16 protein-coding genes are annotated in these 17,229 nt (G+C 58.7%); 4 read left to right on the top strand and 12 right to left on the bottom strand.

Translation table 11 applies throughout. The annotated features are described in order from the left end of the window. The first annotated feature begins 56 nt into the window (after positions 1–56). Positions 57–1,310 (top strand): serine hydroxymethyltransferase, encoded by a 1,254-nt coding sequence (gene glyA / locus FEZ21_RS06865; RefSeq protein ID WP_003443962.1) that lies wholly within the window; start codon positions 57–59, stop codon positions 1,308–1,310. Positions 1,311–1,454: 144 nt separating this feature from the next. Here the strand turns inward: glyA and yjiA are convergent, their stop codons facing one another. From yjiA to katB, 6 genes are all read right to left on the bottom strand, one after another. Continuing rightward, the gene (gene yjiA / locus FEZ21_RS06860) at positions 1,455–2,417 is read right to left on the bottom strand and encodes a GTPase (protein WP_003443966.1); all 963 of its coding nucleotides are present in this window, start codon (positions 2,415–2,417) and stop codon (positions 1,455–1,457) included. A gap of 121 nt (positions 2,418–2,538) precedes the next feature. Continuing rightward, complete coding sequence (locus FEZ21_RS06855; RefSeq protein ID WP_003443968.1) at positions 2,539–2,736, bottom strand: YbdD/YjiX family protein; 198 nt, start codon at positions 2,734–2,736, stop codon at positions 2,539–2,541. A gap of 15 nt (positions 2,737–2,751) precedes the next feature. Next, the gene (locus tag FEZ21_RS06850) at positions 2,752–4,818 is read right to left on the bottom strand and encodes a carbon starvation CstA family protein (RefSeq protein ID WP_003443970.1); all 2,067 of its coding nucleotides are present in this window, start codon (positions 4,816–4,818) and stop codon (positions 2,752–2,754) included. Between the two features lie 170 nt (positions 4,819–4,988). Then, on the bottom strand, positions 4,989–6,356 hold the full coding sequence (gene radA, locus FEZ21_RS06845) for a DNA repair protein RadA (RefSeq protein WP_003443972.1): 1,368 nt from the start codon (positions 6,354–6,356) through the stop codon (positions 4,989–4,991). A gap of 45 nt (positions 6,357–6,401) precedes the next feature. Then, positions 6,402–6,932, bottom strand: coding sequence for an ankyrin repeat domain-containing protein (locus tag FEZ21_RS06840; protein ID WP_003443973.1), 531 nt, complete (start codon positions 6,930–6,932; stop codon positions 6,402–6,404). A 64-nt stretch (positions 6,933–6,996) separates the two neighbouring features. Further along, positions 6,997–8,538 (bottom strand): catalase KatB, encoded by a 1,542-nt coding sequence (gene katB, locus FEZ21_RS06835; protein ID WP_010655542.1) that lies wholly within the window; start codon positions 8,536–8,538, stop codon positions 6,997–6,999. A gap of 280 nt (positions 8,539–8,818) precedes the next feature. Between katB and mscL the strand changes: the two genes are divergently transcribed. Further along, a complete protein-coding gene (gene mscL, locus FEZ21_RS06830) occupies positions 8,819–9,232 on the top strand; it encodes a large-conductance mechanosensitive channel protein MscL (protein WP_003443977.1) in 414 nt (137 codons plus the stop codon). Between the two features lie 52 nt (positions 9,233–9,284). On the opposite strand, the gene FEZ21_RS06825 is transcribed toward mscL, so the two are convergent. Then, positions 9,285–10,061, bottom strand: a complete 777-nt coding sequence (locus FEZ21_RS06825) for a ferredoxin--NADP reductase (protein ID WP_003443979.1) — start codon at positions 10,059–10,061, stop codon at positions 9,285–9,287. A 236-nt stretch (positions 10,062–10,297) separates the two neighbouring features. Here FEZ21_RS06825 and FEZ21_RS06820 point away from each other — a divergent pair, with 236 nt between their 5' ends. Continuing rightward, entirely contained in the window at positions 10,298–11,422 is a 1,125-nt protein-coding gene (locus FEZ21_RS06820; protein WP_003443981.1) for a class I SAM-dependent methyltransferase, read from the top strand. 184 nt (positions 11,423–11,606) lie between these two features. Here FEZ21_RS06820 and FEZ21_RS06815 read toward each other — a convergent pair whose 3' ends face one another. From FEZ21_RS06815 to FEZ21_RS06805, 3 genes are read right to left on the bottom strand one after another with little or no spacing between them, the layout of a single operon-like run. Continuing rightward, entirely contained in the window at positions 11,607–11,774 is a 168-nt protein-coding gene (locus FEZ21_RS06815) for a DUF2474 domain-containing protein (protein WP_003443983.1), read from the bottom strand. A gap of 57 nt (positions 11,775–11,831) precedes the next feature. Next, the gene (gene cydB / locus FEZ21_RS06810; RefSeq protein WP_003443985.1) at positions 11,832–12,839 is read right to left on the bottom strand and encodes a cytochrome d ubiquinol oxidase subunit II; all 1,008 of its coding nucleotides are present in this window, start codon (positions 12,837–12,839) and stop codon (positions 11,832–11,834) included. A gap of 3 nt (positions 12,840–12,842) precedes the next feature. Next, entirely contained in the window at positions 12,843–14,282 is a 1,440-nt protein-coding gene (locus tag FEZ21_RS06805) for a cytochrome ubiquinol oxidase subunit I (protein ID WP_003443987.1), read from the bottom strand. A gap of 401 nt (positions 14,283–14,683) precedes the next feature. On the opposite strand from FEZ21_RS06805, the gene FEZ21_RS06800 reads away from it, so the two are divergent. Next, the gene (locus FEZ21_RS06800) at positions 14,684–15,919 is read left to right on the top strand and encodes an MFS transporter (RefSeq protein ID WP_003443989.1); all 1,236 of its coding nucleotides are present in this window, start codon (positions 14,684–14,686) and stop codon (positions 15,917–15,919) included. 17 nt (positions 15,920–15,936) lie between these two features. Here FEZ21_RS06800 and FEZ21_RS06795 read toward each other — a convergent pair whose 3' ends face one another. Further along, on the bottom strand, positions 15,937–16,482 hold the full coding sequence (locus FEZ21_RS06795; protein WP_003443991.1) for a DJ-1 family glyoxalase III: 546 nt from the start codon (positions 16,480–16,482) through the stop codon (positions 15,937–15,939). A gap of 58 nt (positions 16,483–16,540) precedes the next feature. Beyond that, positions 16,541–16,978, bottom strand: a complete 438-nt coding sequence (locus FEZ21_RS06790) for a DUF4879 domain-containing protein (protein ID WP_037001613.1) — start codon at positions 16,976–16,978, stop codon at positions 16,541–16,543. Positions 16,979–17,229: the final 251 nt, after the last annotated feature.

The following is a 17,229-nucleotide window of genomic DNA, read 5'->3' as shown; positions in this document are numbered from 1 at the left end:
AAAACCCATTGGGTTAGAATGCCCTCCTTTTCTGCCCCCGATCCTTGAGGACCGCCATGTTCAGCCGTGATTTGACACTTGCCAAGTTCGACGCCGACCTTTTTGCCGCCATGGAGCAAGAAGCTCAGCGCCAGGAAGAACATATTGAGCTGATCGCTTCGGAAAACTACACCAGCCCAGCGGTCATGGAAGCTCAAGGCTCGGTTCTGACCAACAAGTACGCCGAAGGTTATCCGGGCAAGCGTTACTACGGTGGCTGCGAATACGTCGACGTCGTCGAGCAACTGGCCATCGACCGTGCAAAAGAACTGTTCGGCGCCGATTACGCCAACGTTCAGCCGCACGCCGGCTCCCAGGCCAACAGCGCTGTATACCTGGCCCTGCTGTCGGCCGGCGACACCATTCTGGGCATGAGCCTGGCCCACGGCGGTCACTTGACCCACGGCGCCAGCGTTTCGTCCTCGGGCAAGCTGTACAACGCCATCCAGTACGGTATCGACGCCAATGGCCTGATCGACTACGACGAAGTTGAACGTCTGGCCGTTGAGAACAAGCCAAAAATGATCGTGGCCGGTTTCTCTGCCTACTCGCAGATCCTCGACTTCCCGCGTTTCCGCGCTATCGCAGACAAAGTCGGCGCCTACCTGTTCGTCGACATGGCACACGTAGCCGGTCTGGTTGCAGCGGGCGTTTACCCGAACCCGGTTCCTTATGCTGACGTAGTGACCACCACTACCCACAAAACCCTGCGCGGTCCACGTGGCGGCCTGATCCTGGCCAAAGCCAACGCCGACATCGAGAAGAAGCTGAATTCGGCTGTTTTCCCGGGTTCCCAGGGCGGTCCGCTGGAGCACGTTATCGCGGCCAAGGCCGTGTGCTTCAAGGAAGCGCTGCAGCCTGAGTTCAAGGCTTACCAGCAACAAGTGGTCAAGAACGCTCAGGCCATGGCTTCGGTGTTCATCGAGCGCGGTTTTGACGTGGTCTCGGGCGGTACTGAAAACCACCTGTTCCTGCTGTCGCTGATCAAGCAGGACATCTCCGGTAAAGATGCTGACGCCGCTCTGGGCAAAGCCTTCATCACCGTGAACAAAAACTCCGTACCGAACGATCCACGCTCCCCGTTCGTTACCTCGGGTCTGCGTTTCGGCACTCCGGCTGTCACCACCCGCGGCTTCAAGGTTGAAGAATGCCGTGAACTGGCAGGCTGGATCTGCGACATCCTTGACGACATCAACAACGAAGCCGTTATTGATGCCGTTCGCGAGAAGGTCAAAGCCATTTGCGCCAAGCTGCCTGTTTACGGCAACTGATAGCAAACAGCTGAAAAAAAGCCCGGCTTTCTAGCCGGGCTTTTTTCTGGGCGCTCTGCGGATACGCCCTGTAGGAGCGAGCTTGCTCGCGAGCTTCTTCAAACCATAAACAGCCCGCGCCTACAGATATAAGGCGGTGATGGATCAGAGCCGTGCAAACCCTTCGCGAATGGTGGCCTCCGGCAATTCATCGGCAATAAACACCATCACGCTTTCGCGCAGCTCGCCCTCGGCCCACTCGGTGTCCCAATCAAAACCGTAGAGCTTGAGCACACCCTGAAACACCAGGCGCCGGTCTTCACCGGCAATATTCAATACACCCTTGTAACGCAGCAGCTGTTTACCGTGCTCTTCCAGCAGCTCGTTCATAAAGGTGCTGAGGCTGTCGATATCCAGCGGTTTTTCGGTGCGCAGCACCATGCTGGAAATACGGTCCGCAGAAGCCGCAGGCTGTACCGGGCGCAAATTCAGACCGCCACCTGGATCTGCATTCAGGTTGAACCCGCGCACATCCAGCAGCTCGGCCAGATCAATCTTGCCGTGCTCCACCACCCGGATCGGCGCCCGGCGATTGATCCGGGTCAGGCGCTGGCACAGCGCATCAAACGTGGCGTCATCCACCAGATCACGCTTGCTCACCAACAGCCGGTCGGCAAAGCCGATTTGCGCCTGGGCGATGGTCTGGCTCAGGTGAACCTCGGCGTGGGCGGCATCCACCAGCGTGATGATGCCGTCCAGCAGATAACGCTCACGCAGTTCTTCGTCAATAAAGAAGGTTTGTGCCACCGGCGCCGGATCAGCCAGGCCGGTGCATTCGATGACCAGCCGGTCGAAGGTGATTTCACCGCTGTCCAGACGCTCAAGCAACAGGTACAGCGCCTTGGTCAGATCAGTGTAAATGGTGCAGCACACACAGCCATTGGACAGGGTCATGACTTGCACCGGCTCATCGCCCAACAACTGGGTGTCGATTCCGGCATCGCTGAATTCGTTTTCAATCACGGCGATTTTCAGCCCGTGCTCGGCCTTGAGCAGATGACGCAACAAGGTGGTTTTACCGGCACCGAGAAATCCGCTGAGGATGGTGACGGGGATTGGAGAGGTCATGTCGGGTCTCCTGTTGAACACAAAAAAATGTGGGAGCGGGCTTGCCCGCGAAGGTATCGACAGTCGATGCCATCGCGGACAAACCCGCTCCCACAGTCAGATACAACCCGCCCTTAGCGGATTAACAGCACTTGGGCCCGCCCTTGCCGCCGTAACGCGCCTCCTGGCGCTCCCGAAAGAACGCTTCGTAGGTCATTACCGGCTTGTCCGGGTGTTTGGTTTGCATATGCTCGACGTAATTGTCGTAGTCGGGCATGCCGACCATCAGGCGCGCGGCCTGACCGAGGTATTTACCGAGGCGACTCAGGTCATTGAACATGCTTGCAATCCTCTGTCATGCATCCGGTAGGGAGTGGTACGGCGCTTCTTTATCCGTACGTTCTTTACGCCCCCAGGCCGCGGCACCGACTTTAACGGCATAGAACAGAATGCTGAACACCACGAACAGGAACAGCACGGTCAGACCGGCGTTGGTGTAGGCATTGATGATCACGTGCTGCATCTGATCGATGTTTTTCGCCGGGGCAATCACTTGGCCGGCATCCAGTGCGGTGCTGTATTTTTTCGCCAGGGCCAGGAAACCGACCGCCGGGTTGGCGTCGAACAGCTTGATGAAACCGGCGTAGGTGGTGCAAATCAGCAGCCAGACCGCTGGCAGCATGGTTACCCAAATGTAGCGCTGGCGCTTCATTTTGATCAGCACGACGGTGGCCAGCATCAGCGCAATCCCCGCCAGCATCTGGTTGGAAATACCGAACAACGGCCACAGGGTGTTGATGCCGCCCAGCGGGTCGATTACGCCCTGGTACAGCAGGTAACCCCACATCGCCACACACAGACCGGTTGCCAGCACGTTGGCTGGCCACGACTCGGTGCGCTTGAGGGCTGGCACGAAGCTGCCAAGCAAGTCCTGCAACATGAAGCGACCGGCACGGGTGCCCGCGTCGACCGCGGTCAGAATGAACAGCGCCTCAAACAAAATGGCGAAGTGATACCAGAACGCCATGGTGTTTTCGCCCGGCAGCACGTTGTGCAGGATCTGCGCGATCCCCACTGCCAGGGTCGGTGCGCCGCCGGCACGGGCCAGAACCGTGGTTTCACCGATGTCATGGGCCAGTGCCGTCAGTGCGTCCGGGGTAATTGCAAAGCCCCAGCTGCTCACCGTTTGCGCCACAGTCACCACGTCACCGCCGACAATGGCTGCCGGGCTGTTCATGGCGAAGTACACACCAGGCTCGATGACCGACGCGGCAACCATTGCCATGATGGCCACGAATGACTCCATCAGCATCGCGCCGTAGCCGATATAACGGGAGTTGCATTCGTTATCCAGCAGTTTGGGCGTGGTACCCGAGGCAATCAGTGCGTGGAAACCCGACACCGCCCCGCAGGCAATGGTGATGAACAGGAACGGGAACAGACCGCCTTTCCACACCGGACCGGTGCCGTCGACGAATTGGGTCAGAGCCGGCATTTTCAGCTCGGGCATGGTGACCAGAATGCCGATCGCCAGGGCCACGATGGTGCCGATTTTAAGGAAGGTGGACAGGTAGTCACGGGGCGCAAGTACCAGCCACACCGGCAGCACCGCCGCCACAAAGCCGTAGCCGATCAGCATCCAGGTGATTTGCGTACCGGTGAAGGTAAATATCGGCGCCCACTCCGGGCTGGCCGCAATCTGGCCCCCCAGCCAGATGGAACCCAGCAACAGCAACACGCCGACAATCGAGATTTCACCGATACGGCCCGGGCGGATGTAGCGCATGTAAATGCCCATGAACATCGCGATCGGGATGGTGGCCATCACTGTGAACATGCCCCACGGGCTCTCGGCCAGGGCTTTGACCACGATCAGCGCCAGCACCGCGAGGATGATGATCATGATCAGGAAGCAGCCAAACAGCGCGATGGTGCCAGGCACCTTGCCCATCTCTTCGCGCACCATGTCGCCCAGGGAGCGACCGTTGCGACGAACGGACATGAACAGGACCATGAAGTCCTGTACTGCACCGGCCAGCACCACCCCGGCAATCAGCCAGAGCGTGCCCGGCAGATAGCCCATTTGCGCAGCCAGTACCGGCCCGACCAGAGGCCCGGCGCCGGCGATGGCTGCAAAGTGGTGACCGAAAAGAATGTGTTTGTTGGTCGGGACATAGTCCAGACCGTCGTTATTGACCACCGCCGGTGTCGCCCGCAGTGGGTCCAGTTGCATCACCTTGGTGGCGATAAACAAACTGTAATAACGGTAAGCGACCAGGTAGATGGCAACGGCTGCCACTACGATCCACAAGGCGTTGACCGCCTCGCCTCGGCGCAAGGCCACTACGCCAAGGGCGCAGGCTCCTACAATTGCCAGCACCAGCCACGGGATGTGGCGTAGCAGGCTATTTTTATTATTCATTTTTATATTCCGGCCAGTTGGACAAGAAAGACTGCCACCGGAGTTTAGCGCCCCCAGCTCTAAAGACCACCCCCTTACCTTGGTCTAGAGCCTTCTTTTACGGTTTTATGCTTGGCTATTGATCCGTTTGCGCAGTCAGGCCTGCGCGGTGCTTGCCGCTGTTTGACGCGCTACTCAAACAATGCATCCAGCGCCTGTTCCAGACGGGTCACGCCAATTACCTTCAGACCCGGCGGCGACTCTTTGGGGGCGTTGCCCATAGGCACGATGGCCCGTTTGAAACCGTGCTTGGCCGCCTCTTTCAAGCGTTCCTGACCGCTGGGCACTGGTCGTACTTCACCCGACAACCCCACCTCGCCAAATACCAGTAGATCGTGGGGCAGCGGTTTATTGCGCAGACTGGACATCACGGCGGCCATCAGTGCGAGGTCGGACGCGGTCTCCAGCACCTTGACCCCGCCCACCACGTTGAGGAATACATCCTGATCGTGGGTCGGAATTCCACCGTGGCGATGCAGGACGGCCAGCAACATGGCCAGGCGGTTTTGATCCAGGCCCAGGGTGACCCGGCGCGGATTGGACATGTGGCTGTCATCCACCAGTGCCTGCACCTCTACCAGCATCGGGCGTGTGCCTTCCCAAGTGGCCATGACCACACTGCCGGGCACTTCTTCCTGGGCCCGGGTGAGGAAAATCGCAGACGGGTTGGAGACCTCTTTCAGGCCCTTGTCGGTCATGCCGAACACGCCCAGTTCGTTAACTGCGCCGAAACGGTTTTTTACCGCCCGCAACAAACGCAAACGACCGTCGGACTCGCCCTCGAAATACAGCACGGTGTCGACCATGTGCTCCAGCACCCGAGGCCCGGCCAGCGCGCCCTCTTTGGTGACGTGGCCCACAAGGAAGATCGCGGTGCCGCTGGACTTGGCATAGCGCACCAGCAATGCCGCACTTTCACGCACTTGCGACACGCCACCCGGGGCCGATTGCAGTTGCTCGGTGAAGATGGTCTGGATCGAGTCGATCACCATGACCTTGGGTTTTTCCAGCTTGGCGGTGGCGATGATGCTTTCGATGCAGGTCTCGGTCATGACCTTGAGCTGATCCTGGGGCAAGCCCAGACGGCGGGCGCGCATGGCTACTTGCTGCTGCGATTCCTCGCCGGTGACATACAGCGCAGGCATGCGCGAGGCCATATGACACAAAGTTTGCAGGAGAATGGTCGATTTACCGATACCGGGATCGCCGCCGATCAGCACCACCGAGCCGTCCACCAGACCGCCACCGAGCACCCGGTCCAGCTCGCCCGAGGCGGTGGAGAAGCGCGGGATTTCAGCAATGCTGACCTCGGCCAGGGTTTTGATCTGGGCTTGTTGCCCGGTCCAGCCGGTGCGCCCACTGGGTGGCGCGGCGGCACCACTTTCAACAATGGTTTCGACCAGGGTGTTCCAGACGCCGCACTCACCGCACTGCCCGGCCCACTTGGGGAAAGTTGCGCCGCACTCGGTGCAGCCGTATATGCGCTTGGGCTTGGCCATCTGAACTCCACGGAAAAACCGCGATGATAGCCCAGCGCACCCGTATTAGTGCGATCGCGGCATACGGATTTCGCCATCGGCCAGCCGGGCGGCACTATTGCCCTGTGCATCTTCGGCATTCAGGTCCGCCCCCTTGCGCGACAAATCCCTGAGCAATTCGGCCCGCTGAAACAGGCCTGCATACATGGCCGCGGTCTGCCCCGCGCCGTTGCGCTGATCGGGGTTGCAATCAGTGCCCAGTAAACGGCGGGCAATCCGGACTTCGCCCTTGAAAATCGCGCCCATCAGGGCTGTATTACCGCGCAAGTCTTGGGCACAGGGGTTTGCGCCAGCCTTCAGCAAGTGCTCAACCGCCTCGCCCTGACCGTTGTAGGCCGCAAGGATGAGCGCGGTATAACCCTTGCTGTCTTGCACATTGAGGCTGTAGCCGGACTCGATAAAGGTGTCGAGCATGGCCACGTCACCACGGCGCGCCGCATCGAAGTAATAGTTCCGGAGTTCGGCCTGTACATCAGGTTCGGCGGCCAGGGCAAGCCCGCTGACAATAAGCAGAGTCAGGGATAAAAGCGTTCTCATAGGTTCATACCTTAACCGCCCTGTGGGAGCGAGCGTGCTCGCTCCTGCAGGATTGGTAACTAAGTCAGTCGACCAGTCTGGCGGCCAGTGCCTTGACCCGGCCCAGGTCACCCTTGGCCACTTTGGTCACGCCGGTGCCGTATTCAGGGTCGGCCTTGTACAGAAACGACAGCATGATGTGTTTGCTCTCATCGTCTGTTGTCGCCAAAGACTCACCGAAACTTTCAATCAGATCCTGACGCTCTTTTTTGCTGAAGGAACGGTAAAGATCCCCCGCCTGTTTGAAGTTTTGCTCACGCTGAATCTTCGCTTGCTGGGTGGTGCCCGACACTGGCATTTCGCTGTAACGCGCAGCTTGCGGCTCTTCGCGCGGCATCAGGCGGCTCGGCTGATAATTCACCCCGGTGACGGTATGACCGATATTCATCGCACCGTCCTGGTTGCCATTGTTGACACCATTGCGCGGGGCATTTATCGGCAACTGCATGGCGTTGGCACCAAGGCGGTACATCTGCGTATCGGCATAGGAGAACACCCGGCCTTGCAGCAGGCGGTCTTCGGAAGGCTCGATACCCGGCACCAGATTGGCCGGGGCCATAGCGACCTGTTCGGTTTCTTGAAACACATTGGCCGGGTTGCGGTTCAACACCATCTGCCCGACTTTGCGCTCAGGTACCCCCGGCCAGATTTTGGTTGCATCCAGCGGGTCAAAATCGAAGGTTTTCAGATCTTGCGGCTTGAGTACCTGCACGTACAAATCCCACTTGGGGAAATCGCCCTTGTTGATATGGGCCACCAGATCATTGGTCAGGTGGCTGTAATCACGGCCCTGAACCCGAGTGACCTGTGCGGGATCCAGATTGTTGAGGCCCTGGAGGCTTTTCCAGTGGAATTTCACATAGCGCACGTCACCTTTGGCGTTCACCAGTTTGTAGGCGTGTACCCCATTACCGTCCATCTCGCGATAGCTGGCCGGCGTACCTGCGTTGGAGTACAGCTCGGTCAGGGTGCGGGTGGCTTCGGGTACATGGGAGAAGAAGTCGAAGCGCCGTGAGTCGTCATCAAGGTTGGTGCGCGGGTCGGGCTTGAAGGCATGCACCATGTCCGGAAACTTGATCGCATCGCGGATAAAGAAGGTCGGGAAGTTGTTGCCTACCAGGTCCCAGTTACCGTCGGCGGTGTAAAATTTGGTGGCGAAACCCCGTGGATCACGCAGGGTTTCCGGCGAATGGTTGCCGTGCACCACAGCCGAAAAACGGACAAACACCGGCGTGGTTTCACCCGCGGCAAATACTTTGGCTTTGCTCAGATCACTCATGTCACTGGTCACGGTAAAGGTGCCGTGAGCCCCGGTGCCGCGGGCATGCACCACACGCTCCGGGATGCGTTCGCGGTCAAAGCGCTGAAGTTTTTGCAGCAACTGCACGTCTTGCAGCAATACCGGGCCGTTTGCCCCTGCCGTTTGCGAGTTCTGGTTATCGCCGACTGCGGCACCGTTGTCGCGAGTCAAGGTGGCGGCCTGTACTGAAACCGACAGCAGGCTGGCGCTCAAAACACACAGCAGGCGACGCTGTGAAAACGCTCCAGAGCCTAGGGGGATGGTCATGGGTAAGTCCTCTGATTATTAGGTGCGCATCGGGGCGCTGACCAAAGGCTAGAGGGCCGGGGAGCAAATTCTAAATAGAAAGGTCGCAACTACCTGATTGAAATAAAAGTCTGGCATTAAGGCATCTGAGGGGGTATCGACCGCAAGTTTCCGCGCTTTTTATAAAACTATCGGCACTTGAGCCGGTCGATTAAACAGCCAATAAGCATCACAGCAGGCAAGATCGGCAAGGCTGACTTACACTGCACTCACCAACTTCATATGTAACAAGGAATAACCTATGGGCGTGATAAGTGAGTTCAAGGCCTTCGCGGTCAAAGGGAATGTGGTCGACATGGCCGTCGGTATCATTATCGGCGCGGCATTCGGCAAAATCGTTTCATCCTTCGTTGGCGATGTAGTCATGCCACCTCTGGGTCTGTTGATCGGAGGTGTGGACTTCAGTGACCTGGCCATTACCCTCAAAGCCGCCGTTGGTGATGCACCTGCCGTGGTTGTGGCGTATGGCAAGTTCATCCAGAGCGTGATCGACTTCATCATCGTCGCGTTCGCCATCTTTATGGGCGTCAAGGCGATCAACCGCCTGAAGCGTGAAGAGGCTGTGGCTCCAAGCGCACCGCCCGTACCGACTGCCGAAGAAGTGCTGCTGAGCGAAATTCGCGATCTGCTCAAGGCGCAACACGATCGACCTTAACGATCCGATAAAAAAACGGCGCCTGCGGGCGCCGTTTTTTATGGCCGGCCGGTTACCAGTAGTTTTCAACCGCTACTTGCCCGGGACGGCGACTCAGGCTTAGTTGCAACCCCCGCGCTTTGAGCAACTTTCTGGTGTCATCGATCATTTGCGGATTGCCACACAACATCACCCTTGAATGTTCGGGCGTCAGGCTGATCTTTACCCGCTCTTCAAGTACTCCACTTTCAATCAATGTGGTAACTCGCCCGCTTAAAGCCCCCTCATGCTGCTCGCGCGTGACAATCGGCACATAGGTAAATTTATGTGCATATTCAGACAAGTAATCACGCTCAACCAGACCGGCAATCAAGCCCTGATAGGCCAGTTCTCTGGTTTCCCGCGCACTGTAAACCAGCACGATATGCTCAAACTTTTCCCATACTTCAAAGTCTTGCAGGATCGACAGAAATGGCGCGATGCCGGTCCCGGTCGCCAGCATCCACAGATTCTGCCCGTCAACGAAGCGGTCCAGGGTCAAAAAACCATAGGCCTGGCGCTCGACCAGCAGGGTATCGCCAACTTCCAGACGACTGAGCTCACTGGTGAACTCGCCTCCCGGCACCACAATGGAGAAGAACTCCAGGAACTCATCATGGGGTGAGGACGCCATTGAATAGGCCCGCCACACCGTGCTGCCATCGGCCTTGGTCACGCCCAGACGGGCGAATTGACCCGCAGTGAAACGAAAACCCGGGTCGCGGGTGGTACGCAACGTGAAAAGACCGGGGGTCAGCGGGGTAACCTCAAGCAGCGTCTGGCGGGTAAATTTTTCTGCACTGGCAGTCATGTCGCACTCCATTGGCTAGTGCAGTAGTGTCGCGCAAAGACAGACACAGGAACACCGACGGTTTGTGCTGGCTTTGCACCCACTGCCAGGCGGATGTTGCCCGCCGGGTAAACGCATCAGGTAATCCCCGGCAAAAAAAAGTAAAATCGCCTGCATCTGTAAAACCCACGGACGCCAGTGCTGCGAAGTGGCCCTGCGGCCCGGTTGCCACTGTTGATTCCCCAGAGTTTGTAAAAATGCCTGTGCTCGAAAGCCCTTTCGCCCAACTCCGCTTGATCCGCCAACCAGAACAGCAAAACGAGCCGCTACAGGCTTTCGACGCTGCGGACGAGTATTTGCTTAACCATCTGGCCGAACAGGGTCTGCCCGCCAACAGCCGGGTTCTGGTGCTCAATGACAGTTTCGGGGCCCTGGCGATCAGTCTGGTGGCCAATATGCAGGTCACCAGCAGCAGCGACTCGTTCCTCGCCATCCAGGCCCTGGAAAAAAATCTGGTGCGCAATGGCCAGGCGTTCGATGCCGTCACGGTCATCCCCGCCAGCCAGCCTCTGGTTGGCCCTTTCGATTGTGTGCTGGTGCGCGTACCCAAAACCCTGGCCCTGCTCGAAGAGCAACTCATTCGGTTGCAAGGCCAGCTGGCCCCGGGCGCACAGGTGATTGCCGGCGCGATGATCAAGCATTTGCCCCGCGCGGCAGGTGATTTGCTGGAGCGTTATATCGGCCCGGTCCAGGCTTCGCTGGCCGTGAAAAAAGCCCGCTTGCTGATGGCCACCCCTGAAGCCAAAGAGCCGTTTACCTCGCCCTACCCTTCGCGCTACTTACTGGACGAACCGGCCATCGAGCTGCTCAACCATGCCAACGTCTTCTGCCGTGAAGGGCTGGACATCGGCACCCGTGCATTCCTGCCCCACCTTCCCAAAAACCTGGGCTCGGCCCGGGTAGCAGATCTGGGTTGCGGCAATGGCGTGCTGGCCATCGCCAGTGCCCTGAATAACCCGGATGCGCAGTACACGCTGGTCGATGAGTCGTTTATGGCCGTGCAGTCCGCTCGCGAAAACTGGCAGGCAGCGCTGGGGGAGCGTGAGGTAATAGTACGTGCCGCAGACGGCCTTGCAGGGCAAGAACCTGATTCGCTGGACGTCGTGCTGTGCAACCCGCCTTTTCACCAGCAGCAAGTGGTGGGCGACTTTCTGGCCTGGCGCATGTTTCAACAAGCCCGGGAAGCCCTGGTCGTCGGCGGCGCGCTGTATATCGTCGGCAATCGCCATCTGGGTTATCACAGCAAGCTGGCCAAACTGTTTCGCGGTGTTGAACAAGTGGCGGCTACGCCCAAGTTCGTCATTCTCAAGGCGCGCAAGTAAGCACAGCCCCCAGCGGGAGCAGCCGGGCCACGCTCCATTGCTCGCGCGCTTTTCAAGAAGGCAGTGCTCACTCTTTGATCAATATGGGCCTGGTAAAGAGCTCGCCCCTACTCCGGGCCGAGCCAGAGAATTACCCACAAACAAAAAAACCCTCCGTAGAGGGTTTTTTTATGAGTGGCGACCATCAGTGGCTTTTCATGCCCGCAGCGGTCATGAACAGTCGGATCAGCCAGGCGAATACGCCTAATGACGCCACACTGGCGGTCCAGATCACCAGCAGCCAGCCGACCCGTTGCCATAACGGCTTTTTCTCGGCCTCTTGCACCTCATGTAGATAGTCCTTGCCAGCCATGTTGCGGCCTCCTCTCGGGAAAAGGCTGCGACCATCAGGCCGCAGCGGCACTTCTAACTAGTGATAACCGTCTTCGTGGGTGACCTTGCCGCGGAACACGTAGTAGCTCCAGAAGGTGTAACCCAGAATGAACGGGATGATGAACAAGGTGCCCACCAGCATAAAGCCCTGGCTCTGCGGCGGTGCGGCAGCTTCCCAGATCGTGATTGATGGCGGGATGATGTACGGCCACAGGCTGATGCCCAAACCGCTGTAGCCCAGGAAAATCAACACCAGGGTCAACAGAAACGGCGTGTAGTTGGCGTTGCGGGCAATCGCTTTGAACAAACCGAACATCGTGAGCAACACCAGAATCGGTACCGGCAGGAACCAGAACAGATTTGGCAGGGTGAACCAGCGCGCAGCAATTTCAGAATGGGCCAAGGGTGTCCACAGGCTGACGATGCCCATCAACACCAGTACTGCCAGGGCCAGCGGGCGCCCCAGTTTGTGCATCTGCTGTTGCAGGTCGCCCTGGGTTTTCATGATTAGCCAGGTACACCCCAGCAGGGCATAGGCCACGATCAGTGCAAGGCCGCAGAACACGGTAAAAGGAGAGAGCCAGTCCATGCCGCCCCCGGCGTACTCCCGGTTGACTACCGGTATGCCGTCAATGAAGGCCCCCAGTGCCACCCCCTGGAAAAACGTAGCCACCAGAGAACCGCCAATGAACGACTTGTCCCAGATATGACGCTTCTCGGGCCTGGCCTTGAAACGAAACTCAAAGGCCACACCGCGAAAGATCAGGCCCAGCAGCATCAGGATCAAAGGCAGGTACAAGGCTGACAATACGACCGCATAGGCCAGCGGGAAGGCGCCAAACAATGCCGCGCCGCCCAGCACCAGCCAGGTTTCGTTGCCGTCCCAGACGGGAGCAACAGTGTTCATCATCACATCGCGGTCACTTTCGCCCTTGATAAAGGGGAAGAGGATGCCGATCCCGAGATCGAAGCCATCCATGATCACGTACATCATGATCCCGAAGATGATGATGATTGCCCAGATAAGTGGCAGATCAATACCCATGACTCAATTCCCCTTAGTCAGGCTGTCGCTGTGGCCTTCATCCGTACCCTCGTGGGCAGCAGACAGAGGACGGGCAGGCGTGCGTGGCTGGCCTGGACCACCTTCGTTGTGTGTATCGCCTTCATGGGTAATCGGGCCTTTGCGTACCAGACGCATCATGTAGCCCAGACCCACACCGAACAGCGCGAAGTACACCAGCACAAACAGGACCAGCGTGATGCTCATTTGCGTAACGCTGTGATTGGACGACGCGTCGGCGGTGCGCATGAGCCCGTACACCACCCACGGCTGGCGACCGATCTCAGTGGTAAACCAGCCCATCAGAATCGCCACCAGACCCGACGGCCCCATCCACAACACCAGACGCAGGAACCAGCGGTTCTCGTACAGTGTCCCGGTCTTGCGCAGCCACAGGCTCCACAAGCCGATAAAGATCATCAGCATGCCCAGCGCAACCATGATCCGGAATGTGAAGAACACAATGGTCGAGTTCGGACGGTCCGCGGCCGGGAAGTCCTTCATTGCCGGGATCTGTTTGTCCAGACTGTGGGTAAGGATCAGGCTGCCCAGGTACGGCACTTCGATCTTGTAGTCCGTAGTCTCGGTTTTCATGTTCGGGATGCCAAACAGGATCAGCGGCGACGCTTCACCGGGTTTGTTCTCCCAGTGACCTTCGATCGCAGCGATTTTTACCGGTTGATACTCAAGGGTATTCAGGCCGTGGGCGTCGCCGATAAAGGCTTGCACCGGTGCCACCACCAGTGCCATCCACATCGCCATCGAGAGCATGCGGCGAATGGCGGGGGTGTTTCGGCCGCGCAGCAGGTGCCAGGCTGCCGAAGCGCCGACAAAGAACGCCGTGGCCAAAAAGGCAGCCGTGGCCATGTGCGCCAGACGGTAAGGAAAGGAAGGGTTGAAAATAACTGCCAGCCAGTCCACCGGAATAACCCGGCCATCAATGATTTCGAAGCCTTGCGGCGTCTGCATCCAGCTGTTGGACGCCAGAATCCAGAAGGTCGAAACCAATGTACCCAGGGCCACCATCACCGTGGAGAACATATGCATGCCGCGACCGACCCGGTTCCAGCCGAAAAGCATGACCCCCAGAAAACCGGCCTCAAGGAAGAATGCGGTGAGTACTTCATAAGTCAGCAAGGGGCCGGTAACGGCTCCGGCGAAGTCAGAGAACCTCGACCAGTTCGTGCCGAACTGATAGGCCATGACCAGCCCGGACACCACGCCCATCCCGAAGTTGACGGCAAATATCTTCGACCAAAAATGGTACAGGTCGCGGTAGGTGTCCTCACGGGTTTTCAGCCACATGCCTTCGAGCACCATGAGATAACTGGCAAGACCGATGGTAATGGCGGGAAAGATGATGTGAAACGACACGGTAAACGCGAACTGAATTCGGGCGAGATCCAGAGCCTCCAAACCGAACATAAGTCTTCCTCTATCAGGTATCAGGTGGTTCAGGACACAGAAGCGGCGCCTGTATCCAACTTCCCTGCCGATAATGGCCTCAGCGAATCGGTGTCCGCTTTTTCATCCACCACGCAAGGGGTCTGGCCGGCTGGCCATCCAGATAAACCGCAACGGGTTTTGACCTGGATCAAACATTGCTGAAAGAGTAGTCCATTCCCATCAGGGCGCTAATGTGGTTTGTTGCCGCGTGACATGATGTCCCAGGGCCAGTAATACACCCTTGCAGGAATTGAATGTTTTCTCGAAAAAGCCGCGGACAACAGAGTTTCAAGCCCCCTTCGCCTGGCCAATTCGAGTCATTATTTGTTACACAATGATGATAATCTCAATTTCCCCAGCCCTCTGCCCCGACCCTTTCAATGACCAGTCAAACGCTCCTGCTACGTCATCACCGGCCATTCGTGGCCTTCTGGTTCGCCCGCATCTTCACCGCCAGCGCCTTTCAAATGCTGACCGTGGCCATTGGCTGGAATGTCTACCAACTCACCGGCAATGTGATGGATCTGGGCTGGGTCGGGCTGATCGAGTTCGCACCGCGGGTGATGTTCATGCTGCACACCGGGCATGTGGCCGATCGCTATGATCGGCGCCGGGTGGCAGCCCTGTGCCAGACGCTGCAAGCCATGATTGCCCTGACCCTGGCCATCAGCAGTGCAACCGACCATATCAGCCGCGAGCTGATCTTTGTCCTGGCCTTTCTACTGGGGGGCGCCCGCTCATTTGAAATGCCCACCACCCAGGCATTGCTGCCCTCAATCGTGCCTATCGCCCTGTTCCCCAGGGCCGTGGCGGCCGCTCAAGCAGCCCAGCAGTCGGCCACCATCGTCGCACCGGCGCTGGGCGGATTGCTCTATGCGTTTGGCAGCGTCTGGGTCTACGGTCCCACGGTGGTGCTGTACCTCATAGCCGCGCTGTTGATGAGCAACCTGCCCGCGCGCCAGACTGCACTGAACAAAGGCAAGGCCACCCTGGACTCACTGTTGGCCGGCATTCGTTTTATTCGCAGCCGCCCGGACATCCTCGGCGCCATCTCCCTAGACCTGTTCGCGGTGTTGCTGGGCGGCGCCACCGCCTTGCTGCCGGTGTTTGCCAAAGACATCCTGCTCACCGGCCCATGGGGCCTGGGCATGTTGCGTTCGGCGCCTGCGGTCGGGGCCTTGCTGATGTCACTGTGGCTGGCCAGGTTCCCGGTCGAGCGCAAGGTGGGGCGCATCATGTTTACTGCCGTGGGGGTATTCGGTGTCGCCACCATCGCGTTCGGGCTGTCGACCTCGTTCTGGTTTTCGATGCTGGTGCTGGTGGTGCTGGGCGCGGCCGACATGATCAGCATGGTGATCCGTGCCTCGTTCGTGCAGCTGGAAACCCCGGATGAAATGCGCGGGCGCGTCAGTGCCGTCAATGGCTTGTTTATTGGCGCGTCCAACCAGTTGGGCGAATTTGAATCAGGGGCTACAGCGCACTGGCTGGGCACCGTGCCGGCGGTGGTGCTGGGCGGAGTCGGCACCCTGGTCGTCACGGGGCTGTGGATAAAACTGTTCCCCGGCCTGGCCAACCGCGACCGGATGGTGGAAGACAAACCACCTGCTCAGCCCTGATACCTGGGGCGCCACCCCTATATCCGGGCCGCCAGCGCATTGCATCGCGCCTTGCCGCAGAGCTGCTCGACCAGCGCGAGAGCAAATGCCAAAGCCGCCCCGCAACCCTGGGCGGTTATGCAGTTGCCATCCACCACCACCGGCTGGTCAATAAAGTTGCACCCCGAAAGCCGGTCACTGACCGATGGCAGGCATGTCATGCGCCGCTGCTTGAGTACCCCGGCAGGCTGCAGCACCAGGGCAGGCGCCTCGGCAATGGCGGCGTAAAAACCGCCGGCCCGGGCCTGATCGGCCAGCATTTGCATTAAAGGCTGGTGGGCCGCCAGGTGCTCGCAGCCCACCGCACCACCGGGCAACACAATCAGGTCGAAAGCCTGGGCCAGCAGGTCAACCAGCATGCCGTCGGCTGTCAGGCGCGTGCCTCGGGCACAGGTCAACATGCGCCGGCCCTCGACACTGGCCACCACCACCTCGACCTCGGCACGGCGCAGAACATCGATCAAAGTCACGGTTTGCAGGTCGTCGACACCTTCAGCGACAGGAATCAGGGCTCTATAGGTCATAGGCTTTCTCGCACAGAGGAGCTATCAGCTTAGGTCAGCTTCGCCGCCATGGGTCTGGCTACTTTATATACAGCCTGGCGCCAAGCCGATTGTGCGGGGGCGTCAGGGAGGTGTTGCTGAACTGGAACCAGCCGCCCTGCCGGTTACCCAGATCGAAGCTGTACAGGTAGCCCACCGTAGTACCGGCACCATTACAGGTCACCAGCCCTTCACCCTGATTGCACACCGGGGTTCGAACGCCATCCACCTCCTGGCCGTCCAGGCTCACATTGGGCTGGCCGCCATAGCCGCGTTCAAGCACGTACACCTTGATGCCGGGAGCCTGATGGTCGCATTTGGTCTGTTCGCGACCATCGGACACATCCTCTACCGCGCAGGAAGCGGATACCACCTTGAGTATTTCGACGCGGCTCAAGGGCATCGCCGGTGCGGCGTTCAACGCAGCACTGAGCAACAGGCTAAAACAGACAAAAACAGGTTTGATCGTGCACTTCATGGCTTGCCCCCGATAACTGGCACGCAGTATGCCTGTGCACTTGAGGTAACAAAACATGACGCCGCAGGGCATCCAAAGCAGCCAGACGTCCGAGCTGCTGGTATGATGCGCGGCTTTTTCCGACAGACAGAAATTCTCAGGCTATCAGGGTCTGTTGACGCTTGGTCATGACACGCGCCCCGAGGGGACGACAGCCAAGGATCAACAGACCCCTAATCTGTGCTTTGCTGTTGAAAACGATTTAATCACGG

The sequence above is a fragment of the Pseudomonas sp. 9.1(2019) genome (genome assembly GCF_009910445.1).
Taxonomy (GTDB): Bacteria; Pseudomonadota; Gammaproteobacteria; order Pseudomonadales; family Pseudomonadaceae; genus Aquipseudomonas; species Aquipseudomonas paraversuta.
This window is presented reverse-complemented; position numbering and strand designations above follow the sequence as displayed.